Raw genomic sequence first — 23,002 nt, 5'->3', positions numbered from 1 at the left:
CAGCATGACAGGATTCACAGAATTAAGAGACCAGATCAACCGGACGACCGATTTACAGGAAAAGGAACTACTTCAGCAGCAGTTTGAAATGATGCACCAGGCGGCAGATGAAGAAAGTAAGCAGTTTGAAGATTTGATTCGGGGTGATTGGAGTGATTGGGATGAGTGAGCAGGGTCAAAAGTTTGACAAAAATAAGCCGCGTATGTCGCTGCTTCCAAAAGGCGCTCTAAATGCCGTAATTCGCGTTCTAGAGTTTGGAGCTAATAAGTATCAGGTAGACAACTGGAAGCATGTGCCTGACGCTAAGGTGCGATATTACGATGCAATGCAACGCCACATAGACGCTTGGTGGCATGGTGAGCAGAAAGACCCTGAAACAGGAGAGCATCATTTAGCTCATGCGATTTGCTGCGGGATGTTCCTGTGGTGGTTTGATGAAGAAGCCCTGCGAGGTGCCAATGACTGACCTGATTATCGGCATTGATCCAGACTTGGAAAAATCAGGAGTGGCTGTCTTAGGGCAGTCACTGGAACTTAAAAATTTAACCTTTGCTCAAACTGTAGAGTTATTTCGAAGCCACCAGGATGAAATCAAGAAAGTCGTCATTGAGGCAGGTTGGTTGAATAAAAAATCAAACTTCCGTTTCGGTCACTCTAAGAGCGCAGGAGAGAAGATTGCCAAGAATGTAGGGGAGAACCACGCAACAGGCAAATTGCTTGCAGAGATGGCAAAAGAATGCGGTTTAGCGGTGGTATTGGTTAAGCCGACACGCACAAAGTTGAAGGCAGAGGATTTTAATCGAATTACAGGTTGGCAGGGCAGAACGAATCAGGAACAACGGGATGCTGCGATGTTGATCATAGGTATGAAGTAAGGGGTGATGGGATGAATGCGATGGTGAAGGCAGAAGTGATGGATTGGGATCGTTTTAGTATTGAAGATTGGCTTAAGCAGTATGGGGCATACATCCAAACTTGCCGGATGCGTGGTGGTTCAGCTCCAAATGACCTAGGTATAAATCAAATATATTGGCTTGTTTGTGAGTCAATTGGCGAAGTTAAAAGAAAAGACCAGGCTATTTGCGTGATTGATGATTACGAGGCTGAGCAAGTCAGAAAACTAATCTATGATGTAAAAACGTCCGAGAGAATTTGTAAAACAGCTAAAGTTGCAGTGTCATTATTTATTGAGAAGCATGTGCGAGGTTTAAGCTTAAGCCAGATGGAGTCTGAATTTATTCTGTCCAGAAGCTCGATAAACAACATGGTATATGCAGGAAAATTCTATCTATCAGGACATGATAAAAGATTGAAAATTGAATAGAAATTAAGCATTTATGGTATAATAAACAAGCGAGCCGAAAGGGTACTGGAAATACCAATTCGGCTCTAATCACACTGTTAGGATGAGTAACAATATGACTGAGCGCAATAATACTTGCGTAGCTTCAGCTATGCAACGTCGTCACCAAAATTTTATGAAACTTTTAGAATTAACCTATGAAGATTTTGATTATGACTTCTCACAGGTTAGGTTCGACAAGGATGTTGATTCACTGGTAAGGATTCGCTGCCCTAGGCATGGGTGGATAAATACAAAGGCTAAAAAACTATTAGCTGGTAGAGGTTGTGTATCTTGCAATACAGAAAGTCTAATGGATCAGGGCGCAATGATTTACATTATAAGATGCTTTGATAGTCAGGAAGAATTTTACAAAATTGGCATAACAACCAAATCTATAGAGCAGAGATTTATTTTCCCAGCTTTAATGCCTTATGAATACGAGGTGCTGAGCCTTCAAAATGGGGATAGAAAGAAACTTTATAAGTTTGAAGCCTTGTTATTGAGGTTGTTAAAAAAATACAAATACAAACCAAAGAAATCTTTTACAGGTCAAACCGAGTGTTTTAGCAATATTGAGCCAATACGGAAAAAATTTAATATATTTGATGTGTTTGGTATTGACTCGTTTAAACGCGCAGTATAGGATTTCTGATATAGTGCGCTTGAGTAGTCGGGTACACTAGCGATTAAAGCTCATCGAAAGGTGGGCTTTTGATTTTATTGGGATGTGATTTTCTGCATAGGGCATGGGTTCATCATGCGGTCACATCACCGATACAATCAAATCTCAGGGCGACTGAGCTTAACATCTGCACAGCTTGGACTGTGCTGCTCATCTAGGACTCAATAGGGTGGTTAGTTTGATCTATTGGGTGTGCAACTATTCGCACGTTGCGGTTGTATCAATAACACCAAATGCTCACTTTTGGGCGGAAACATAAGCGAGTCACTTTTGGCTTGGCTGTGGGTGTTTAATAGCCCTCCCTTTTGGTTGGGCTTTTTTGTTGCCTGTAAAAAGACAATTACCCTACTGGAGTGCTGACCAGTGGAACATGCCATCGAGTAAACTTCCTTCGGGAATCTAGACTAGGGAGTAGCGTCCCGACCTAAAGAGGATTGAAAGCAAGTAAAGCAAAAGTTATCGAAAAGGCATATGAGTTTGCCGAAAAGATTATTACTGAAAACGAATACATAATTAAGCACACAACTAATGCTGAAGTTGGTGCCAGAGCCGCGGATCGGATTGATCTAGCCAAGTCTTTCAAACTTCTTTTGTCAGAAACACATGAATATCTAATAAAGCTTGAAAATTATGGTAATGATGATTATCGTGGTTAAACACCACATCACGAGACTAACGTGAAAGGCATTTAGTTCTACTATTGTCTTTAGTCTTGAGTTGCAAAGCCTGTCATTAACTTGATGGGCTTTTTTATTTGGAGTAGGAAATGTCAAACGAAAAACAGATTGAACAAGAAATTAAAGACAAGGGTCTTAATGCACCACGCTTAACGCCTGATCTTATTGATAGCGTTATTGTTGATAAATATTTCTTCACAGCTGCAAATGCACAATGGGGTGCTGACCCAAATACAACAGCCTTGATTGGGATGCATGAGCAACTAGAGACATTAACTTTCTGCGTTTTGATTTTAAAGAATGGTTTTACGGTTACTGGCGAGTCTGCTTGTGCAAGTCCTGAAAACTTTGACCCTGAAATTGGTCGAAAGATTGCTTATGAAAATGCTCGCAACAAAATTTGGATGCTTGAAGGCTATTTGTTGAAAGAAAAGCTATATCAAGCGCAATAACTCAAAGGAGGATAGGAAATGCAAAAAGCCGTGTTTCCTATCCAGAGTCATGCTGACATCACCAAAGCCATTAACTACATGCACACCAACTACACTCAAGCGATTAATGAGGGTAAGCCGTTAAGGGTGGTGATTGATCAGAAGGCAGAGCAAAGATCGGTAGCTCAAAACAGACTGTTCTATATGTGGATGAGTGAGCTACAAAGAAAGACAGGACAAAGTGAAGACTCACTTAAGTTCTTTTTTAAGAAAAAGTTCCTCGCAAAAATTTATGTTCGAGACATTCAGGATATGGCTGAAAAGTATGAGTCAATCCGGTATTTAAAATCTGTATTAGATCGCATGGATGATGGCGACCCTGAGAAAGCAAAAGGAATGGCTCACTACGAAAACATCGTAACCATGTTCATTCTTCGCTATGTGAGTACAACGCTTGCCAATGTGAAGCAGTTCACCGAATTTCTAAACAACATACACGACTATGCCACGGTTAGATTGAATGTCTATTTAACCATTCCAGATGACTTGAAGTGGTGTTATCAGGAGTAGGTTAATGACATGCCAAGGCTGTGAAGCAAGACGCAAATGGATGAAAGAACAATATGAGCGATCTAAAGAACGAATGCGGTTGTGTATCGAACGACTTACTTCTAAAGCTGCTCGAACAGAACAGTCAGTTAATAAACCAAGTGGCCCAAGTCATCCAGATCAACAATGAACAGAATGCTCAGATTAATGAGCTGCTGATTCAGTTGGAAGGTGGTGAGGAAGATGAGAAGCCTAAGTCACAGTATTTGGATGGGTAAGGTATGACATCAATCATAAGTAGAGCTGAGGCTGATAATCGTCAGACAGAGTTAAGAGATATGGTCAATACAAACGAAATACTAAAAGTGGTTGCTATTGAGGTCCCGAAAGGTGGCGTATGCCAAGGAACCAAGGTTAAGTTAAGCAACGGTCAATACCTCACTGGCATTCAATCTATTACCCTTCGAGGTGATACAGAGTCACAGCTGTGGTCACTAAGTCTTGATATGGTTCCTGACTTTATGGGTCAGCAAACGCTTGAGGCTGTACTGGCTAATGTCGAGGTGGTAAAGCGTCAGAGCAGGCCAAACCTAATACACAACATTGAGAATCAGATAATTGATCTTCAGAGCAAACTAGAATGGCTGAAGGGATTGGATAATGAAACTACCAAGGCTGCAAAGCAAACTACAGGCGATGACACCGAAGGCACCGAGACGTGAAGTAATTCAGACAGGTTTCCGTAATCAATTCCAGAAACTTTATAACCATGACTGGAGAAAGGCCAGAGCAAAGTTCCTTCAAGCCAATCCGTTATGTACGTATTGTGAGAACAGATTTGGTCGAGTAACTGAAGCAACTGTGGTCGATCATATTATCCCGCATAAGGGAGATAAGACACTGTTCTGGGATGAGAAGAATTGGCAGCCGTTATGCAAATATTGCCATGATTCAATTAAGGCAAAAGAAGAAATAAAACAAGGATATATGTAGTTTTGTGGTATAATTATTAGACAAAACAAAGCCCCTCACTACTGGTAATAGTAAGAGGCTTCTAATCACATTGTTATTCGAGGTAACAACATGACTGCGGACAATTCTGCACTACTTTCATTTGTCAGTAAAGATAAAACAAATTCGTATGAACAGCCAGAATGGAAGGTGCCAAAGCCTTGTGTAATTTGTGGTGAGTTATTCTTGCCATATCAAAAGAGATCTGTGGTTTGCTCACAAGATTGTAGGTTGGTTCATGTGGCTAATAACAATAGAGCAAGATGGCAACCAAAAGATCACCCAGAAACAAACTGCATTATATGCAACACAACATTCAAGCCAAGACAGAAGAATGGTAAGTATTGTTCTACTTCCTGTAGCAATAAGAGATTAAGAACTGTTGTTGTTGATTGTTTGGCATGTAAGAGGGTGGTTAGGCGGAATGCTCATGGCAGTCGTGACGCAAAGCAGTATTGCTCGAAGCAGTGCGCTGTCGATCACAAGGTTGCAATAAACGAAGAGATTCGCGCATTAAGACGTATAGCTGAGAACAATAAACCAAAGGCCGTTGTTAATACCTGTGTTCTCAATGAGATTCGAGCCATTAAAAGAATAGCGCGAGCAGCAAGAGTATCAAAGTCTTGTAAGCATTGCGGTGAGATTGTTTATTCTAAGTATTTACTGTTGCATCCAAACTGCAGAAAGGAATACGAAAAGACTATTAGGCTTGCTTATAGGCAGAAGTACAAGCATACAGAGGTTTATAAGGCCAACAAGAAGGCGTGGCGCAATAAACGTAAAGCCCTAGAGCGTGGTGCAAAAGTTGCTGAAAATGTTAATCCTGATTTTATTTTAGAGCGTGATAAGTATCGTTGTTATATCTGTGGAATCAAAACACCAAAGAAACTACGAGGCACTTTTGAGGACAACGCTCCAGAGGTGGACCACATCATTCCACTAAGTAAAGGTGGTTTGCATGTTGAATCAAATTTGAGATGTGCTTGCAGAAAATGCAATGGATTAAAGAGTGATCGAGTTTATCAACTAATTTAGTGATAACCATCGGGGGCTTGTTGGTCTTCAACACCCCTTGAATTAAATTATCGCGGCCAATCTCACTTATAAAAAAATTTCCCATTTCAGCAAAAGTTAAAGCGAAAAGTTAAAGGTTAACCAATGGCACTAAGCGAAAAAATGAAAAAGTTTGCTCAGGCCGTTGTTGACGGCTTAAGCAACAAAGAAGCTGCAATTTCAGCAGGTTATGCAGAAAAGACAGCATCACAGGCAGGCTCTAAATTAAGAAAAGATCCTGAAATTATTGTCCATATCGAAAAGTTAAAGGCTGATAAAGAAGGCCGAAGTTTAACCCCTGAGAAACCGAAAGTTAAAACAGCTAATACCTATGAAAATGACAACCCTTTGGGTGATGAGGATTATGCAAAAGATGATCCACTTCAATTCCTGATCGATGTTATGAACAAGAGTGACGATATGTTTATGCGATTCAATGCAGCTAAAGCTGCTCTGCCTTATGTGCATGGCAAAGTTGCAGACAAAGGAAAGAAAGAATCTCAGGCAGATGATGCCAAGGCCGCTGCAACCGGCGGTGGTAAATACGCTACTCGATCAGCAAGAAAAGCAAATTACAGTTAGGTTGAAATATGACATCACTCAATTGGTCCACAGCGTGTCCCGATTGGGATGAAAAAATTAAAAAAGGGCAGTCACTCATGCCATGCAAGCCATTATTCCCGGAAGAAGCGGAAATGGCTTTGGATGTGTTTAAGAGTCTGATTGTGACTGATGTGATTGGCCAGCCAACTATGGGTGAGATTACCCGGCCTTGGGTATTTGAATTCGTGGCCTCAATCTTTGGTGCTTATAGTGAAGATGAGAGTCGGCGCTTAATCCGTGAATTCTTCCTATTGATCCCGAAGAAAAACTCTAAATCAACACTGGCTGCATTCATTATGTTGACAGCCTTGATTATGAATGACCGCGGATCTGCTGAGTTGATTATCCTTGCGCCCACGAAAGAGGTTGCAGACAACAGTTTTATTCCAATCAGGGATGCGATTAAAGCAGATGAAGAATTAAGTGCATTGCTTAATATCTCTGAGCACACTAAAACCATCACACACCGATCAACCAACGCCACTCTTAAGGTGGTTGCTGCTGAATCAAATACGGTAGGTGGTAAAAAGGCTTCATGGATTCTGATTGACGAGTTGCACTTGTTTCAAAAGAACGCAGGTGCGGCCAGTATGTTTCGTGAAGCGACTGGTGGTCTGGCATCACGCCCAGAAGGCTGCATTATCTACCTGACCACTCAAGCCAATGAGCAGCCATGCGGTGTATTTAAGCAAAAATTAGACTATGCCCGAGATGTTCGGGATGGGATTAAGCAGAATAATAAGTTTCTGCCTCTGATTTATGAGTTTCCAAAGCAGATGATTGAGGATGGGGAGCACCTTAAAAAAGAGAACTTCCATATCCCAAACCCAAACTATGGCACATCAGTTGATCCGGTTCAGCTTGAAGATGATTTTGAGCAGTCGCGCGATGGTGAGGAATCGGACTTTCGGGATTTTCTAGCCAAGCGGCTTAATGTTGAGATTGGTATTAATCTTCGCGCCAACCGTTGGGCAGGTGCTGAATATTGGCTGCAACAATCTAAAAAATTCACCTTGGACAAACTGATTGAGCAATCAGATGTCATTACATGTGGTATCGATGGTGGCGGTCTGGATGATTTGCTTGGGTTCGCTGTACTTGGTCGCCATAACAAAAGCCGTAAATGGTGGCTCTGGAATCACGCTTGGTGCAATAAAACCGCAGTCGAGCGACGTAAAGAGAACGCGCCAAAGTACGCTGATTATGAGAAGGAAAAAAGCCTGACCATTGTTGAGCGTATCGGCGATGACATTGACCAGTTGGCGGCCATTGCAAAGAAATGCTTCGACTCTGGCAAGCTCGATAAGATTGGCCTTGATCCACTTGGTCTAGGTGGTCTACTGGATGGCTTACTTGATGCTGGCATTCCTGAAGATAAGCTTATTGCGGTCCAGCAGGGCTTTAAGTTGATGGGCTATATCCTCACTACTGAACGAAAACTAGCTGAAGGGAATCTTTACCATGCCGGACAGGGTTTAATGACTTGGTGTGTTGGTAATGCACGTTCAGTCGTGAAGGGTAACGGCATGATGATCAGCAAACAGGAATCAGGTGTTGGGAAGATTGACCCATTGATTGCCACGTTTAACGCTGTGGCACTTATGAGCCTGGCACCGGAAGTTAATAACTATGACATTGACGGATATTTAGAGGACATCGTGATAGCATGAGCGACTTACAAGACACGGGATTCTGGTCTCGCTTCTGGTCACGATTGACTGGAAAAACTCAATTAAAGAAAGGGGATACTTCCTATCCGGTAGATAGCTACATGTCTTCTGGTGGTGCAGTGGTCAGTCCCGAAACCTCTCTGAAGTTATCGGCAGTTTGGGCATGTGTAAAACTACGCGCTGAAACTATTTCAACATTGCCACTTCACTTGTACGACACTGATAAAAAGATTGCTAAAGACCACGAACTGTATCGAATCTTGCATGATTCACCCAATGCAGACATGTGCGCCAGTGAATTTTGGCAGATTCAGTCAGCGTGTCTGGATTTATGGGGTAATGCGTACAGTTATATTGCTCGCCGCAATAATCGCAGTGTTATTTCTTTAGAACCATTGTTTCCTAGTGAAATGGTTAAAAAGCGACTGAAAGATGGAAGCTTTGAATACCATTACACGGAAAATGGCAAAGTTAAGATCTATACCGATGATGAAATTCTGCATTTTAAGGGATTTACCTTGGATGGATATGTGGGGTTGTCGGCAATTCAATTCTTTGCTCAGACGATTGGCATGCAGTTTGATGCTAATAATCAGGCGCAGGACTGGTTCAAAAACGGACTAAAGGTCGGCGGATTTCTTGAAACTGGTGAGAGAACCTTAACTGATGAGCAGCGTTTAAAAATGCGCAAAGGCTTGGCTAGTTTTAGCCTTCCTGAAAACGCTGGGAAGTACATGATTCTTGAGGCGGGCATGAAAGTAGCCAGCGCTTCAAATATTCGTATTAATCCGGTTGATGCTCAACTTCTTGAAAGTCGTTATTTCGGCATTGAGGAAATTTGTCGGGCCTTTGGCGTTCCACCTCAATTAATTGGCCACACAAACAAGGCTAGCTCATGGGCATCGAGCCTTGAGCAAACCAATCAGGGATTCCTTACTTATTCACTGAATCCGCAACTGGTCCGCTATGAGCAGACAATCGCTCGGAAGTTATTATTGCCACAAGACAAATACAAATATCGACCTAAGTTTGCGGTTGATGGTCTATTGCGTGCAAATAACACAGCCAGAGCCGAATTCTACGTGAAGATGACTCAGAATGGCTTATATACCCGTAATGAAGTGCGAGAGCTTGAGGATATGCCAAGAGCTGACGATCCAACCGCAGACAAGTTAATGGTTCAGATGCAAATGGTTCCGTTGGGCACCGAAAAAGGTGAGACAAATGAATAGAAAAAGTTTTAATTTAAATATTAAAGCCGTCCAAGAGGACGGTTTTTTTTCGGGCTATGGTGCGGTTTTTGGGAATCTGGACTGGTACAACGACATTATTTTGCCAGGTGCTTTCAAGAATACGCTAGCTAAATGGACTGAAAAAGGGAAATTCCCACCAGTTCTCTGGAACCACAGCTCCAATGAGCCAATTGGGGTCTATACCAAGCTGGTAGAGGATGAAAGAGGCTTGTATGTCGAAGGCAAACTATTGGTCGATGATGTCCCAAAAGCCAAATCAACACACGCTCTTTTAAAGGCTGGTGCAATCGATGGCCTAAGTATTGGTTATCGCACAGTTAAGTCTAGCTACAACGAAAACACAGATATCCGTGAACTGATTGAACTGGATCTGGGTGAAATCTCCATTGTCACCACACCGGCCAATGAAAAAAGCACAGTGATTTCTGTGAAATCCAAGTTAGAAGAAGGCGAATTGCCATCTTTACCAGAATTCGAAAAGTTCCTGAGAGAGTCAGGCTTTTCAAAATCGCAAGCCACTGCAATCGCTGGCAAGGGTTTGCGCCATCTTTTGAGCGAGTCTGAAGATGAAAAGTTCCAAGCGAAATCAATTTCAAATGCTCTTAATATTTTAAAAGGAAGTCAAAATGACTGATCAAAATTTAGAACAACTCGCTCAAGAGTTTAAAAAACAAGTCGATGAAGTTAAAGGCATTGCCGAAGACTTCAAAGGCAAGCGTGAACATGGCGACAAAATTGCCGAAGGTGCTAAACAGGCAGCGGATGAAGCGATTACCAAGCTGAATGAGTTAAAAGCTCGCGTGGATGAAGTTGAGCAGAAAGCTGCCCGTCGTCCGCATGAAGGCAATGAAGAGGTTAAATCTCTTGGCCGTCAATTTGTGGAATCTGATCAGTTTAAATCACTGGTTGGTTCAGCTGGACAGCGCGGTAAAGCAAACCTTGAAATTAAAGCCACTATCACATCAGCAGTAACTGATGCTGCTGGCTCGGCTGGTGATCTGGTTCAGACTACCCGCATTCCAGGCATTATTGCACCGCCTGATCGCAAGCTCACAATCCGTGACCTGTTGATGCAGGGCCGCATGGATGGTAACGCGCTTGAGTATGTTCAGGAAACTGGCTTTGTGAATGCTGCTGATATGGTGGCTGAAGGTGCTAAAAAACCTCAATCAGATATTAAGTTCGATCTTAAATCGACTACTGCAAAAGTTATCGCTCACTACATGAAGGCATCGCGCCAGATTCTTGATGATGCATCGCAATTGCAGTCTTATATCGATGGTCGTTTGCGCTATGGTCTTGCTTTCAAAGAAGAGCAGCAGATCCTGAACGGTGACGGCACTGGTCAAAACTTGCTTGGTATTATTCCACAAGCAACTGCGTATGTTCGCCCTGTAGGCGTATCAACCACCGCAGAAAGCAAAATCGACACCCTGCGCTTCGCAATGCTTCAGGCAATTCTTGCTGAATACCCTGCAAGCGGCCATGTGCTAAACCCGATTGACTGGGCTGCAATTGAAACCCTGAAAGACACATCTGGTCAGTACATCATTGGTAATCCGCAAGGCAACTTAAACCCGACTCTGTGGGGTCTTCCGGTTGCAGAAACACAGGCGATTGCTGCGGGTAAATTCCTGACTGGTGCCTTCTCAATGGGTGCTCAAATCTTTGACCGCTGGGCTTCACGTGTTGAAGTGGCAACCGAGAACGAAGATGACTTTGTTAAAAACTTGGTAACCATTCTTGCGGAAGAGCGTCTGGCATTGGCGGTTTATCGTCCAGAAGCGTTTATCTATGGTGATATTACCCCAGCAGTTTCCGGCGGTTAATCCAAAATCCAATAAGGGCCAAATTACTGGCCCTTATTTATTAGGAGATAGTCATGACTGAGTACGATGTTAAGCGTGAGCACTATGGCGATAAATATTATCAGACTGGTGATAAGCGCACAGCCAATCCAGCGGATGTGAAACACTTAGTTGATAAGGGTGTTTTAGTTGAATCTGTTGAAGAACCAAAACCCAAAACCACTAAAACCCCAGCAAAACAGGCGAAACTAGAATGATTGATCTCGCAAAAGCTAAGTTGCATTGTCGTGTGGACCATGATGATGAAGATACTTTGATACAGGCATATATCGATGCTGCCAATGAGCAAATCCAAGCACATTTAGATCGCAAAGTTATCGCAACCGAGGCTGAGCGAGTAAATGAAAATGATCTGGTTGATAATAAGGCCCTAGATGCTGCTCGGCTTCTCTTTGTTGCGCATCTTTATGCCAACCGGGAAGCCACCACTCAGGCAACGATTGAATTGCCTTTAGGATACTGGTCCTTAATTCAGCCTTACCGGAATATGGGGGTGTGATATGGCCCAACGTGCCGGCGAACTATGCCACCGTGTAACGATTCAGCATAAAACCACGGTCTATGATGAATACAATTATGAAACCGAAGCTTGGACTGAATATAAGAAGCTCTGGTCTAAATTAGAATTCCTTTCAGTGAAAGACAGCCTTACAGCGAAAGCCGCAGGATCAGAAACCACAGCACGGCTAAAACTGCGAAAGCGTGATGATATCGACTCAAGTATGCGTGTTTTATTCGATGGGCAGACATTCCAGATCGTGTCACCACCTAAACCAGACAACGAGAATGGTCGGATTTATATGACATTGGAGTTGTCATTAGTGGGGTAAAAACCACGGAGGTTAAGGATTTTTTTACAAAATTTAAAATCATGTAAATCAATATTATCAATGTGGCTATTCATCGCACCTTTTTTTATGCTGTTGAAAAGATTAAGGATATGCCTATACTTGGTAAGCATAACAGTGAAGTAGAGAGCACATTATGCAAACCCAAGAACAATATTACCGAGTTAAGCAAATCGCTTCAGCTCCAGCCACTCCAGAAAAAATCCACGTTTATAAAACTGGCGCAAATGTCGGAAAAACCCGAAAGATAAAAGCCAAGCCAGCACGACAAGGGTTACTCCCAGTTTCTGAGAAAACTATATGGGAGTGGTCACGAGACGGGAGGTTTCCTAAGCCGATCCGGCTAGGTGGTGCTGGTGGCAAGGTTACTGTCTGGAGAGCTTCAGACATTCAGAAATGGATTGAGGAGCGGGATTAATATGATTATTTTATCCAACTGTGTAGATGATTGGCAGTATAGGTTAGGTCTGAATTTAAACGACCCAGCACCAATTCCTATTGAAACAAAACTCAAGCACTTTCTTTGTGATGGAAATCATGTGTTTCACCTGACTGCCCAGCAAATCAAAGTGATTGAGAGAGCTAAAACCCATATTATGATTAACATTTTAAGCGGGAAAGTAATTAGGCGGATAAGTGATAGAAATGGCGGCACTTGGCAGTTTTTGCAGGAATTCCATGACGAGAATAGTAATCGCTTTGCCGCTAGATGGGTCAAGTCGGATTACAGTGATGATGAGTACTTAACATCAGAGCATGCACACTTATATCAAAATCTAGTTTTCTAATTTAAAAAAAGGTTGTGAGTTATGTGGATTAAAGACAAAAACACAAAGCCAAAGACTGGTGAGCCAATCTTAATTGTAGTCGGCGATGTTGCTGGTGATAATTTTGACTACCTCGTTGCTTTCTACGGGACTGGATTTATTGATGGCGTGGAAGTTGAGATATTTGAGGCTTACGGTGGTGAGGTGTTTGAGTATCATGAGATTTACGCATGGATGAACATCCAGAGCATCAATTAAAAAAAAGCCGCCATTAAGGCGGTTTTTTAATGCGAGGGCTTTATGTCGATTGAAGTAAATATTGAAGGCTTGGATCAGGTTCAAGAAAAGCTTAAAAGACTTGGCAATCCTCGCTTAATCAAGAATGCTGCTCGGCGTTCTGCTCGTAAAGCCATGTCGATTGTACGTGATAGTGCTCGCAATGCAGCAAAGGCTCTGGATGATCCAGAAACAGCCGAAAAGATTTGGAAAAACATTGCGATTGCTGCGGGTAAAACCAGAAACCCAAATGAAGTGATAATGCGTGTCGGTGTGCGTGGTGGTGCGTCATTTTCCAACCCCAATCCACCCAATACAAGCGGTGGAGATACGCGGCACTGGCGTTGGTTAGAGATGGGTAGTGTACACAATCCACCAACTCCATTCATGCGTCCAGCCTTACAAAACAACATCCAAGCCGCAACAAATAGCTTTGCTGAAAACTTCAATAAAGAAATCGACAAGGAACTCGCAAAATTATGAACATTTTACCTGTAGTTTCTACATTGAAATCCAGCAAGGAAGTAACAGATTTACTTGGCACCAATCCCTTAAAGGTCTGGGAGGATGTTGCACCACACAAAACGCCATATCCCTATGCTGTCTGGTCAGTAGTCACAGCCAATCCTGAAAACAATTTGGATTGCCCGGCTAACCTTGATCATGTGTCATTCCAGATCGTGGTTTACGACACTCAGCAGAAAAGAGCTTCAGATATTCGAGCAGCAATACGAAAGGCTTTAGAGCCGCATTGCTATGTCACCAATATTCACCCAAATCATTTTGAACGTATTGCTGACACCAATATTTTTGGTCGTGGCTTTGATGCGAATTGGTTTTTAGATCGTTAAACAAATTTATTTTTCCACATAGCACCCAACCGGGTGCTTTTTTTATGCCTAAAATTGAGGAGTAGCTACTCATGGCGAAGAAAGGTGTTTTATCTCAGGGTACGCATGTATGGATTTTACATGGCGATACTCCAACACTTACAAAAATGGACTGCGTCAAAGCTCTAGTGCTTGGCGATGACAGTACCACAGAAATCAGTACAACTTGCCTGGAAGAAGAAACTACGGCAACTTCGGACTGGGGTTTAACTACACCGGGTGAAGGCTCAATCCAGATTGATACTGATCCTAAAAACGCAACTCATATGACTTTGCTGCAACTTGCGGCTGAGCGTGCTGAGGTGGGTGTTTATGTGGGCTGGTCTGATGGGGATGCACCTCCAACTATTACCGGAAGCGTTGTAACCTTGCCAGAAGACCGCACATGGTCGTCTTTCCGTGCAATTCTGCGCAAAGGCTCACCAGTATTTGATGCTGACGCTCTAGTAAACCATACGGTGCCAATGAAGCGTCAAACTGAAGTAACTGATGAATTTAAGGTGGTGACTCCGTGAAGTTAAATGAAATCATTCAAGGCTCACTTGTAAGTGAAATCCACAATAAGACTGTTGAATTTAAGCATTTCGGCAAAAAAGAAACTGTCGAAATCTCTATCAAACAATTGCCTTATGCTGTGACAGAGCCACTATTTACTCGCTTGAATAAAGGGGAAGATGTGGTTGCTGAATGGATTTCTGCTGCTTTGGTTGATGAAAGCGGCAAGGCTTATTTAACCAAAAAACAAGTTGCTGCAAACTTTACTCAATCACTAGCTTCAGCAATTTTCAATGCGATTCTTGGTATTGAAAAAGCGCCTCTAGATGAAGAGGGAAAGTCAGATTAACACTGGATGATGAATTCTGGTGTGAACTGGTTTTGAATGGGGTTGGTGGTCGCACGATTGCTGAAGCCAAGTTAAATATGACTAATGCTGAAGTTTCAAAATGGGCTGCTCTTAGAAATAAGCGCGGCTCATTTTTCACAGGGCGTAGAATTGAGCAAAGTATCGGGGCTTTGATGGCTTTATATGCTCAAAATCATGTGAAAGAAGGAGTGGAAGTCAGTCCTTATGATTACATGCCTCATGAAGATGAGCCTGAAATGTCCTTTGAAGAACAGCGTATGCAAGCAATTAAAAAGAAATCAGGTTAGCTTGGTTTCTTGCTTCTCATATATGAGAAGTGAGTTGCAAATTTGCAACTCATGATGCCGGAAAAGCAGCATCATATCGAGACACTCAATTTAAGGTTCTAGAAGCAAACACCAGATCTGGCGCTTATTCCCAGCCAGTAGATCTTTGCAGCTCAAGAGTAAAACCTATATGCCCACTTATAGAGGTATTAATTATTCTCTTATTAACCTCAAATGTTCTGGTGTTTCCACCCGCATCCTCAATTTCCAAAACATCCCCTTTTATGGGAATTTGAGCGGGATCAAATTGAAGGATCAAGCTTTGATACTCATCCTCTTCTAGGTCGAAATCAGGAGAGGGTAATATTTGAAGACATACATCAATTTTTTTATTGGCAACAGGCTTTTCTTCAGATGTAGAGAAACTTTGCTCAAGTCTAGCAACAATTTCTTGATTAATAGATCGTGAGTTTTCTTTGGATGCATCAACAACTTTTTCTTTCAGATCCTCAGACCACCGCAAATTGTATTGGGTAGTTAGGTTTCCGCTACTTGCTGTCATGGTTAGTACCTACGATAAATATTTGTAAATTCTAACACTCTAGGTATTGTTTTAATATTCGTATTAAAATAATATTGACTAATAATATTATTTCGATATTATTGAGTAATACCAAAACAATATTACTTAAGGTGATTATGATGGAGATGTTAACAAAACCAACCACAACCCCAAGATCAAAGGTTCAATACAACTTAAGAATTGATCCAGAGTTAATGGAGTGGTTAAAAGAAACTGGTAAGGAGTATGAAAGACCAGTGAATTATTTGATTAACCATGCGGTTAAACAAATGAAAGAAAACATAGAGAGTGCGAAAGCATGAAATTAACAGACAACAAAAAAGCCCACCGTCTGGAAAACAAGGGCTTGATTGCTGTCAACAAAGGAATATTAACTATGTCTAGTTTAGCATTAAGTTTTAACGAAGTAAATTTTTCACCAGTAGAGCGAGATGGCCAGATTTGGTTGACCGCCGGCGAACTTGCTAGGGCATTAGGATATGCAAAGGCAAATGCTGTGACTCAGGTTTATGAGCGCAATCAGGATGAATTTAATTCATCCATGACCAATGTGATTGACTTAAACTCAGAGCGTTCTGTCGGGAGCCTCAAATTGAGGCTCCCGAAGAAAGAGAATAATTTGGTTAAGACTGTTCGTATATTTTCTTTACGCGGGGCTCACTTAATCGCAATGTTTTCTAAAACAGCAATCGCTAAAAAATTCCGCAAATGGGTTTTGGATGTGTTGGATCGTGAAGTCGTTACTAAGCAGCTTGAGAGTCGTCAGAATATTTCGCCTGAGCAAAAAGACACGCTTCACAAAATCGTTGACCATAAGGTAAACGGCAATCAAGGTTTACGTGCACAGGTCTGGACGCGACATAATCGACATTTCAAAATTAACTCTTATCACGAGCTACTGGCTATTCATTTTGAGGATGCAGTTAAGTATCTGCTGGAAATGGAGGTTAAGCAAAGGGTTGAGAAAGAAGAGATTAAAGCCCTACCTTACCCACAAGAGGTTATTCAGGTAGCCCAGCAGATCAGTCAAGAGTTTAATAACTCACGGTATGATTCATGGCATGTGAGTGCTCGTAACGGTGTGCTGACCGCAATGCCACTACCGCCAGGCTTTTACCCAACCATGGATATTGCTGAGTTCACTAAGCGCTTTGATAGTGTGTTGGATCTGCTTTATGGTACTGATACGCTGCGAGTGGGTCGGCATTTCTTAAGAGAGCGAAATAGCAACTAATAACAAGACCACTCTTCGGAGTGGTTTTTTTGTGCTGGAATTAGTATCTTGTCTCAAATAACTAATATTTGGGGTAGGGTATGGAAATAGTAATAGCAATAATTGTTGGTGTGGTTATTTGGTATGTTTTGAAAGCCAAAAAGGCAACAAGTGAAACAAGTGCAAATCCAGATCCAAACAACACTTCATACGTTTACAATATTGTGGGTGAGCAGTCCTATCAAAATAACCTAAAGAAGATAGCCGGCCCCAAAGAAGAAGAGTCGAAGTTTTTTGAGTGCTATGCCAAAGTTAGCTCAGAGCCATTTAATCAGTATGATAAGAATGCCGTTAAGGTTGAAATTAATGGTTTGCTTGTGGGTTACTTGAGTAGGGGTGAGGCGGCCAAACTAGCCGGAAAGGTGGTGAACAAAAATGTTCCAGCGGTCATAGATGGTGGCTGGAAAGATGAAGAAAGCACAGGTAGTTATGGTGTAAAGCTCGCAATTAATAATGTTAGTGATCTGGTTTAATTGGAGCTGAGAAATGAAAAAACTATTAATTATTATTGTTTTGTTTACGCCAACCGCATTGCTTGCTGACACTCAAGTATCCGCAATGTCTATTGATGAGAAATGCAAAGCTTGGGAGAAAAGGGCGAGCGATTTGGTTTTTGAGTATTTTGATGGTGTATCACGCGAAGACCAGTATAAAAAAATCGATATTGCAGCAAAAAGCGATCCAGAAATTGAATTGATCATGAAAAAACAGGTGGATGGTGTATATGATCATATTCCATTTGTGCAAAATATTGAAATGAGAGACTACTTTCAAGAAGGTTATGCAAAAGAAATTTATAAAACTTGCATTAATAGGTATGTAACCGAAAAACCCTAAGATAACCCATCAATAAACCCCGCTTATGTGGGGTTTTTTATTGCCTGAGGAAAAGTTATGGCAGCAGCATCCCTTGGTCGTTTGACCCTTGATTTAGCGGTAAAACTTTCGTCATTTGAGCAAGGAATGACGCAGGCAGAACGTAAAACCAAAGACACTACAGAGAAAATGGGTAAAGCTTTTGGTGGGTTTAAGTCCCAAGTTGCCGATGCTTTGGGTGGCACTCAGATCGGTTCAATTGTTGATTCGTTTAACACTAAAATTGGCTCTCTAAAGGGTGGGGTTTTGGTGGCAGGCGCTGCGCTTACTGGCATGGCTGTTGGTGGTATTGCGGTAGCTACTGGCGCATTAGCAAAAATGGCGATTGATACTGCTAAAGCAGATGCACAACTTTTAGTCTTGGCAAACCGAGCCAATACCAGTGCAGAGAGTTTTCAAATTCTTCAGTATGCCGCATCTGGTTTAGGTGTAACACAAGATCAGCTTGGAAGTATTCTTGCCGATGTACAGGAAAAATTAGGTGAATATAGTGCAACTTCTGGAGGTGGAGCTGCTGACTTCTTTGATGCGTTAAAAAACAATACCAAAATGACAGAAGATCAAATCAAGTCATTCGGTAAAACCTTGCAAGGTAAAGATGGCATTGAGGCCATTCAAATCCTTAATGATAAAATGGATGAACTTGGGGTTACATCTCAGGAGCGTCGTTTTATTTTTGAAAGCCTAGCAAGCGACTTGGCTCACTTAGCGCCAATATTTGCAGAAAATGGAGACCTTTTAGAAAAGTATGGTGATGCATTAAGAGATGCAGGGGTAATTAAGTCAGGTGAAGCGCTGGAGCAGTCAAAACTACTGGCTGCACAGACTGAATCAGTACGGATGCGGTTTGATGGCTTAAAAAGCCAGTTGGCCACTCAGATGATGCCTGCTTTAAATAGCCTTGTAAGTCACTTTATTGATGGCGCAACCAAAGGCGGTCAGTTTGGCGGCATTATTAAATCGGTTGGAGTGATTGCGCGAGGCGTTGGTGTTGTTATTATTGGTGTTGCGGCATCCATTGAGGTGATGATTAAGGTCATTGCTGGACTTATAGATCAAGCCAAGAATGTCGCTAAGACTGCGCTTGACGTCTGGAATGCGGATGGCGTTGTAGCCAAAGCTAAAGCCACATGGAATGGCTTAGCAAATGCTGGAACACTGGCGGTAGGAACTTTCGTGAGTGGCGCTAGTGCCATCCAAAGTGCAATGGATGGCGTTAGTGCTGTATGGGATTCAGCGTCTACCAAAACGGATAAATTGACAGAGGCTAATCTAGCGATTGCAGAAGCCGCAAAACAATCTGCTGCTGGGTTGAGAACTAACACCAAAGAGGCTGATGAAAACGCCAAAGCCAAAGAAAAGGCCGCAAAAGAAACCGAAAAGCTAAACAAGCAATTACAGGTGAATGCAAAGGTTCAATCTAATGCGTCCAAGTATAATTTTGCTGGAATTGAGAGCCAATACCAATTGCCAAGCGGCCTTTTGTCAGCAATTAACATGCAGGAAAGCCGTGGTAATGCAAACGCCATAGGCCCTATGACCAAATACGGTCAGGCAAAAGGTGGATTTCAATTTCTTGATGGAACTGCAAAGCGCTTTGGCCTTATTGGTAATGCTGTTTTTGATACAGGGAAATCAGCGGAAGCGGCGGCAAAATATTTTCAATTCCTTTACCAAAAATTTGGAACTTGGGAAAAGGCAATTTCAGCCTATCATGCTGGTGAAGGTAATGTTGAGCGCGGCACTGGCTTGGGGCCAATTAATCGGGAATATGTAAAAAATGTTCTTGGTTATATGGATGCAGCCTTAAAAGGCGTAGGTACCACAGCGGCGGATGCGGTGAAGTACGTTGAGGAGGTTTATAAATCCCAACAATCAATTGTCCTGAAATACCTGAATGAACAGGAAAGGATGGAACTTGACCACAGTGTTTCTATCCAAGAAATCAAAGACGCTTTTGCTGAAAACGACCCAAGCCGTGAGAAGTATTTAAAGCTTCAGCAGCTCGCATATCAAAAAGACGTTGCTGAATATCAGGAGGCTCAAAAACAAAAAGAGCTGAGCGATAAAAAGCAACTGCTTGAAGCAAAACGTCACTGGATGTCTGCTGGCGATTATGCTGAGCAATACTACGCATTAGTTCGAGAGGAAATCCTTAACACAGCTGAATACTCACCAGAGATGAAAAACTCTCTGGTAAAGCAAGCCAATATTCAGCAAGGCATGGAACAAAATGCTGAGCGTGAAGGCGTGTGGGAAGACTACAAATCCATGATGGGTTTGGATAAATCACCCTATCAGCAAGATATGGATTTACTTGCTGAAGCACGCAAGCAAATGCTGATTACAGAGGAGGAATATCAGCAGCAAAGACTTCAAATGCAAATGGCGTATGGTGCTCAGTATGGTGCCGACTTTGCCGGCATGATGATGGGCCTTGTGGATTCCTCAAGTTCAGCTTATGCAATTCTTGGCGGTATTCAAAAGGGAGCAGCCTTATTCTCAACTGCTATGAATAGCTACACAGCTATTTCGGCAGCTTGGGCATCAGCACCTTTTCCATACAACTTGCCGGCCGTTGCCATGGCTACTATGGAAACAGGGTTATTACAGGCAGCCGTTTCGGCACTTACTCCAGTTGGTTATGCGGATGGAGGATTTACCGGTTACGGTGGCAAATATGAACCCGCTGGCATCGTTCATAAGGGAGAAGGTGTCTTAACTCAAGAGGAGATCGCCGCATTAGGTGGGCCGTCAGGATTCTACGCGCTTCGCCAATCTATTAAGAATGGTTTTGCAGATGGTGGTATAGCCTTAGATGCTCCGAAAGTCTTAAGTTTTGATAAAGGACAGGGTGCTGGGAAATATATAGCTGAGGCCCGTGAAAGTAATTCATCACCAAACGTCAATCTAAACCCAAACTTTGTCATCGTAGATGAGCGTGAAAAACTCGGGGATTACCTGTTTGGGCCAGATGGCAAGAAAGCCTTTGTGAAGTTCTTTAAGCAGAATCGACGGGAATTAGGATTTGCATAAGCTCACTTCGGTGGGCTTTATTTTTACCAATTTGAGGACAAAATGAAAATACAAACGTCATATGGCGAGGTGCACGTATTAACAAATTGCCCTCTATTAGATTCAACGGAAAGTCTGGAATGGATGACTGAAGTTCATGAAAGTTTTGATGGTAGTGAAGAGCGCTATCCGCTTCGTGATGCACCACGCCAGATCCTGAACTTTAATTACACCCAGTTGCGTAAAGCCATGGGTGGTCTGTTCCACATGCTCTATGCAAATCTGCGTAAACAGTGGGGCATTCCGCTTCGACAAGTAAAACGAAGCATCCCTGATATGACCGATGATGACTACATCATTCTCGATGCAACAGACACCATAGCCGACCTTCGAGTCGGTTTTGCTTTTATTGAGAGCGGTGAAGGTGGTCAGGTGGTCGAGATCGTTAACCGTGGCCGCTACATCATTGTCCAGGAAGAAATCCGGGACCCGGAAACAGACAAGGTGATTCAGGAACTCATTACTGAATACCAGGATGGTTTTCAACTGGCTGCAAATGTGACTGTAACCAATGCTGTGATCATGCCACTGCGGATCTGCATTATCGACGGGGATGCCTCAATTAATGCCGGTGGTTTCTGGTCCAATGCTTCAGTTGTTTTTCGAGTACTGGCAGAAGATTTACCAGAGCATGAAGGTGATGTGCCAGAGCAGTACAAAGGTAATGATTTGTATTGGAAACCATTGATTCTGGATGGCGACTCACTGGAAATGACACTGACCCAGCATCAGAACATTGTGGATGGTGCTATTGGTGGTTTTCAGCAGTATACCCATCATGCAAAACCCAAGTATCTCAAGCCGTTTACTTCGGTTTTAAAAGACTGGTCAGAGTTCAATGCTTATCGCCGGTTCTTGTTCCGCCGGTCTGGCCGGTTCCAGGCTTTCTGGATGCCGCTATACGAAAAGCATCTGAATATTTTAAACACGGGAAATATCACTACCAGTTTAAGCACCAATACCAAATACATCGTTGAAGCCGACCGTAAACATATTGCAGTCAAGCGCAAGGATGGCAGCTGGTCAGCGCATGAAATTACCAGTCGTACTGGTGGTTCACTCACGATTTCACCAGCAATCAATGCCCATCGAAACGATATTAAAACTATTTGTTATTTAGGGCTGCATCGCCTGGATGCAGACCGGATTGAATTTCAGTTTTTAGGCGCTGGCAAATCACGAATTACTGTTCCAATCGTGGAGATTGATAACTAATGGCACGTTCAGAACTTTATCAATTTAAGCACGGGGAAAAGCAGTGGTTTTTTACCAGTGCACGCAAGGCGATTACCCATAACAACATCACCTATTACCCAGTGAAAGGCTTGAGTCGGGGAAATATTTTAGATGCAGATATTGATAAGTGTGAAGTCGATCTGACTTTTCCGCATCCCTATCCGTTATTTAATGATTCTGATGATAATTTTGCGCAGGTCTTTCTCAACAAGATTTACTTAGAATCGGTGTATTTTACCCTGATTGAACTGGATGGATCTGAATCGCTGGTTCTGTTTAAGGGCCGCGTGACGCAACCAAAATTCGATGACCGTGACAACACCATGACGCTGGTCTGCTCGACTGCGGAAAGCTTTATGCGTCGCAAGATTCTGACGCGTAAATATCAGCGCACCTGCCCGAATACGATTTACGACAAGTGGTGTGGCCTTGATTTTGATGAATGGTCATTCGATGTGACAGTGACTGCGATCAATGGTCTTGATGTGGCTTTTACCGTTAATCCAACTCAAGTCAAAGATGCAGAGGGTAATCCGGTATTCGAGCAAGTACCTGTGCTTGATGAACAGGGGCAATCTGTTTTGGATGGTGAAGGCAATCCGACTTTTGAAGATGGTGACCCGATCATAGAAATAAAAAGTTATCCGTCTGGTTGGTTAAATCGCGGTGTGCTGAAAAAGGATGGTGTGTTCACTTTCATCACCGGTAATGGGGCTAATGGCAGCATTCGGCTGTATCGCCAGCATATTGGCTTGAAAGTTGGGGATGTGGTACGAGTCGCACCAGGTTGTGATCAGTCGCTGAAAATGTGTCATGAAAAATTCAATAACCATAAGCGCTTTGGTGGTCATCCAAATATTCCGACTGAAAATCCATTAGAAACGCAGTTAATTAAGTAGAGAAA

Annotated in this window: 35 protein-coding genes; 34 read left to right on the top strand and 1 reads right to left on the bottom strand. The window is 42.6% G+C overall.

Features of this window, described 5'->3' with window-relative positions; genetic code table 11:
* The first annotated feature begins 4 nt into the window (after positions 1-4).
* From FTV12_RS00395 to FTV12_RS00265, 27 genes are all read left to right on the top strand, one after another.
* The gene (locus FTV12_RS00395; protein WP_180033374.1) at positions 5-169 is read left to right on the top strand and encodes a hypothetical protein; all 165 of its coding nucleotides are present in this window, start codon (positions 5-7) and stop codon (positions 167-169) included.
* Complete coding sequence (locus FTV12_RS00390; RefSeq protein WP_180033373.1) at positions 162-467, top strand: dATP/dGTP diphosphohydrolase domain-containing protein; 306 nt, start codon at positions 162-164, stop codon at positions 465-467. The genes FTV12_RS00395 and FTV12_RS00390 overlap by 8 nt, the downstream gene beginning before the upstream one ends.
* Complete coding sequence (locus tag FTV12_RS00385) at positions 460-876, top strand: hypothetical protein (protein ID WP_180033372.1); 417 nt, start codon at positions 460-462, stop codon at positions 874-876. The genes FTV12_RS00390 and FTV12_RS00385 overlap by 8 nt, the downstream gene beginning before the upstream one ends.
* An 11-nt stretch (positions 877-887) precedes the next feature.
* A complete protein-coding gene (locus tag FTV12_RS00380; protein WP_180033371.1) occupies positions 888-1,325 on the top strand; it encodes a hypothetical protein in 438 nt (145 codons plus the stop codon).
* A 94-nt stretch (positions 1,326-1,419) separates the two neighbouring features.
* The gene (locus FTV12_RS00375; RefSeq protein WP_180033370.1) at positions 1,420-1,989 is read left to right on the top strand and encodes a GIY-YIG nuclease family protein; all 570 of its coding nucleotides are present in this window, start codon (positions 1,420-1,422) and stop codon (positions 1,987-1,989) included.
* Positions 1,990-2,462: 473 nt separating this feature from the next.
* Positions 2,463-2,684 (top strand): hypothetical protein, encoded by a 222-nt coding sequence (locus tag FTV12_RS00370; RefSeq protein ID WP_180033369.1) that lies wholly within the window; start codon positions 2,463-2,465, stop codon positions 2,682-2,684.
* A 110-nt stretch (positions 2,685-2,794) separates the two neighbouring features.
* Complete coding sequence (locus tag FTV12_RS00365) at positions 2,795-3,157, top strand: Gp49 family protein (protein ID WP_180033368.1); 363 nt, start codon at positions 2,795-2,797, stop codon at positions 3,155-3,157.
* A gap of 18 nt (positions 3,158-3,175) precedes the next feature.
* Positions 3,176-3,706 carry a hypothetical protein gene (locus tag FTV12_RS00360; RefSeq protein ID WP_180033367.1) on the top strand — a complete coding sequence of 177 codons (531 nt, stop codon included), beginning with the start codon at positions 3,176-3,178 and terminating at the stop codon, positions 3,704-3,706.
* Between the two features lie 53 nt (positions 3,707-3,759).
* A complete protein-coding gene (locus tag FTV12_RS00355) occupies positions 3,760-3,963 on the top strand; it encodes a hypothetical protein (RefSeq protein WP_180033366.1) in 204 nt (67 codons plus the stop codon).
* A gap of 382 nt (positions 3,964-4,345) precedes the next feature.
* The gene (locus FTV12_RS00350; protein ID WP_180033365.1) at positions 4,346-4,678 is read left to right on the top strand and encodes an HNH endonuclease signature motif containing protein; all 333 of its coding nucleotides are present in this window, start codon (positions 4,346-4,348) and stop codon (positions 4,676-4,678) included.
* 90 nt (positions 4,679-4,768) lie between these two features.
* Positions 4,769-5,731 carry an HNH endonuclease gene (locus FTV12_RS00345; protein WP_180033364.1) on the top strand — a complete coding sequence of 321 codons (963 nt, stop codon included), beginning with the start codon at positions 4,769-4,771 and terminating at the stop codon, positions 5,729-5,731.
* A 123-nt stretch (positions 5,732-5,854) separates the two neighbouring features.
* The gene (locus tag FTV12_RS00340; protein ID WP_180033363.1) at positions 5,855-6,331 is read left to right on the top strand and encodes a terminase small subunit; all 477 of its coding nucleotides are present in this window, start codon (positions 5,855-5,857) and stop codon (positions 6,329-6,331) included.
* Between the two features lie 8 nt (positions 6,332-6,339).
* A complete protein-coding gene (locus tag FTV12_RS00335; RefSeq protein WP_180033362.1) occupies positions 6,340-8,022 on the top strand; it encodes a terminase large subunit in 1,683 nt (560 codons plus the stop codon).
* Positions 8,019-9,254 (top strand): phage portal protein, encoded by a 1,236-nt coding sequence (locus FTV12_RS00330; RefSeq protein WP_180033361.1) that lies wholly within the window; start codon positions 8,019-8,021, stop codon positions 9,252-9,254. Before FTV12_RS00335 ends, FTV12_RS00330 begins: the two co-directional genes overlap by 4 nt.
* A complete protein-coding gene (locus tag FTV12_RS00325; protein ID WP_180033360.1) occupies positions 9,247-9,909 on the top strand; it encodes an HK97 family phage prohead protease in 663 nt (220 codons plus the stop codon). The genes FTV12_RS00330 and FTV12_RS00325 overlap by 8 nt, the downstream gene beginning before the upstream one ends.
* Positions 9,902-11,104, top strand: a complete 1,203-nt coding sequence (locus tag FTV12_RS00320) for a phage major capsid protein (protein WP_180033359.1) — start codon at positions 9,902-9,904, stop codon at positions 11,102-11,104. Before FTV12_RS00325 ends, FTV12_RS00320 begins: the two co-directional genes overlap by 8 nt.
* Positions 11,105-11,157: 53 nt before the next feature.
* Positions 11,158-11,340 (top strand): hypothetical protein, encoded by a 183-nt coding sequence (locus FTV12_RS00315; RefSeq protein ID WP_180033358.1) that lies wholly within the window; start codon positions 11,158-11,160, stop codon positions 11,338-11,340.
* On the top strand, positions 11,337-11,642 hold the full coding sequence (locus FTV12_RS00310; RefSeq protein WP_148826125.1) for a head-tail connector protein: 306 nt from the start codon (positions 11,337-11,339) through the stop codon (positions 11,640-11,642). The genes FTV12_RS00315 and FTV12_RS00310 overlap by 4 nt, the downstream gene beginning before the upstream one ends.
* 1 nt (position 11,643) lies before the next feature.
* Entirely contained in the window at positions 11,644-11,973 is a 330-nt protein-coding gene (locus FTV12_RS00305) for a phage head closure protein (RefSeq protein WP_180033357.1), read from the top strand.
* Between the two features lie 154 nt (positions 11,974-12,127).
* Positions 12,128-12,409 (top strand): AlpA family transcriptional regulator, encoded by a 282-nt coding sequence (locus FTV12_RS00300; RefSeq protein WP_180033356.1) that lies wholly within the window; start codon positions 12,128-12,130, stop codon positions 12,407-12,409.
* 1 nt (position 12,410) lies between these two features.
* Positions 12,411-12,779 (top strand): hypothetical protein, encoded by a 369-nt coding sequence (locus FTV12_RS00295; RefSeq protein WP_180033355.1) that lies wholly within the window; start codon positions 12,411-12,413, stop codon positions 12,777-12,779.
* A gap of 21 nt (positions 12,780-12,800) precedes the next feature.
* Positions 12,801-13,016, top strand: a complete 216-nt coding sequence (locus tag FTV12_RS00290; protein ID WP_180033354.1) for a hypothetical protein — start codon at positions 12,801-12,803, stop codon at positions 13,014-13,016.
* Positions 13,017-13,058: 42 nt separating this feature from the next.
* Positions 13,059-13,517, top strand: coding sequence for an HK97-gp10 family putative phage morphogenesis protein (locus FTV12_RS00285; RefSeq protein ID WP_180033353.1), 459 nt, complete (start codon positions 13,059-13,061; stop codon positions 13,515-13,517).
* On the top strand, positions 13,514-13,885 hold the full coding sequence (locus FTV12_RS00280; RefSeq protein ID WP_180033352.1) for a DUF3168 domain-containing protein: 372 nt from the start codon (positions 13,514-13,516) through the stop codon (positions 13,883-13,885). The genes FTV12_RS00285 and FTV12_RS00280 overlap by 4 nt, the downstream gene beginning before the upstream one ends.
* A 71-nt stretch (positions 13,886-13,956) precedes the next feature.
* A complete protein-coding gene (locus FTV12_RS00275; protein WP_180033351.1) occupies positions 13,957-14,439 on the top strand; it encodes a phage tail tube protein in 483 nt (160 codons plus the stop codon).
* Positions 14,436-14,768 (top strand): phage tail assembly chaperone family protein, TAC, encoded by a 333-nt coding sequence (locus FTV12_RS00270; protein ID WP_179992015.1) that lies wholly within the window; start codon positions 14,436-14,438, stop codon positions 14,766-14,768. The genes FTV12_RS00275 and FTV12_RS00270 overlap by 4 nt, the downstream gene beginning before the upstream one ends.
* A 32-nt stretch (positions 14,769-14,800) precedes the next feature.
* On the top strand, positions 14,801-15,076 hold the full coding sequence (locus FTV12_RS00265) for a hypothetical protein (RefSeq protein ID WP_306669315.1): 276 nt from the start codon (positions 14,801-14,803) through the stop codon (positions 15,074-15,076).
* 124 nt (positions 15,077-15,200) lie between these two features.
* Here FTV12_RS00265 and FTV12_RS00260 read toward each other — a convergent pair whose 3' ends face one another.
* Positions 15,201-15,617, bottom strand: a complete 417-nt coding sequence (locus FTV12_RS00260; RefSeq protein ID WP_180033350.1) for an Arc family DNA-binding protein — start codon at positions 15,615-15,617, stop codon at positions 15,201-15,203.
* Positions 15,618-15,763: 146 nt separating this feature from the next.
* On the opposite strand from FTV12_RS00260, the gene FTV12_RS00255 reads away from it, so the two are divergent.
* The 7 genes from FTV12_RS00255 (at position 15,764) to FTV12_RS00225 (ending at position 22,997) form a co-directional block, all read left to right on the top strand.
* Positions 15,764-15,940 (top strand): BrnA antitoxin family protein, encoded by a 177-nt coding sequence (locus FTV12_RS00255; RefSeq protein ID WP_373687215.1) that lies wholly within the window; start codon positions 15,764-15,766, stop codon positions 15,938-15,940.
* A 74-nt stretch (positions 15,941-16,014) separates the two neighbouring features.
* Positions 16,015-16,872 carry a BRO family protein gene (locus FTV12_RS00250; protein WP_257220865.1) on the top strand — a complete coding sequence of 286 codons (858 nt, stop codon included), beginning with the start codon at positions 16,015-16,017 and terminating at the stop codon, positions 16,870-16,872.
* Positions 16,873-16,952: 80 nt separating this feature from the next.
* Positions 16,953-17,384: a hypothetical protein gene (locus FTV12_RS00245; RefSeq protein ID WP_180033347.1), complete on the top strand. Its 432-nt coding sequence runs from the start codon at positions 16,953-16,955 to the stop codon at positions 17,382-17,384.
* Between the two features lie 13 nt (positions 17,385-17,397).
* Entirely contained in the window at positions 17,398-17,748 is a 351-nt protein-coding gene (locus tag FTV12_RS00240) for a hypothetical protein (protein WP_180033346.1), read from the top strand.
* Between the two features lie 57 nt (positions 17,749-17,805).
* The gene (locus tag FTV12_RS00235) at positions 17,806-20,823 is read left to right on the top strand and encodes a transglycosylase SLT domain-containing protein (protein WP_180033345.1); all 3,018 of its coding nucleotides are present in this window, start codon (positions 17,806-17,808) and stop codon (positions 20,821-20,823) included.
* A 42-nt stretch (positions 20,824-20,865) separates the two neighbouring features.
* On the top strand, positions 20,866-22,077 hold the full coding sequence (locus tag FTV12_RS00230) for a hypothetical protein (RefSeq protein WP_180033344.1): 1,212 nt from the start codon (positions 20,866-20,868) through the stop codon (positions 22,075-22,077).
* A complete protein-coding gene (locus FTV12_RS00225) occupies positions 22,077-22,997 on the top strand; it encodes a phage BR0599 family protein (protein WP_180033343.1) in 921 nt (306 codons plus the stop codon). Before FTV12_RS00230 ends, FTV12_RS00225 begins: the two co-directional genes overlap by 1 nt.
* Positions 22,998-23,002 lie beyond the last annotated feature (5 nt).

Origin of the sequence: Acinetobacter sp. YH12233 (assembly GCF_013417725.1) — a bacterium.
Taxonomy (GTDB): domain Bacteria; phylum Pseudomonadota; class Gammaproteobacteria; order Pseudomonadales; family Moraxellaceae; genus Acinetobacter.
Note: the sequence above shows the minus strand (reverse complement) of the source record. Positions and strands in the feature narration are given on the sequence as shown.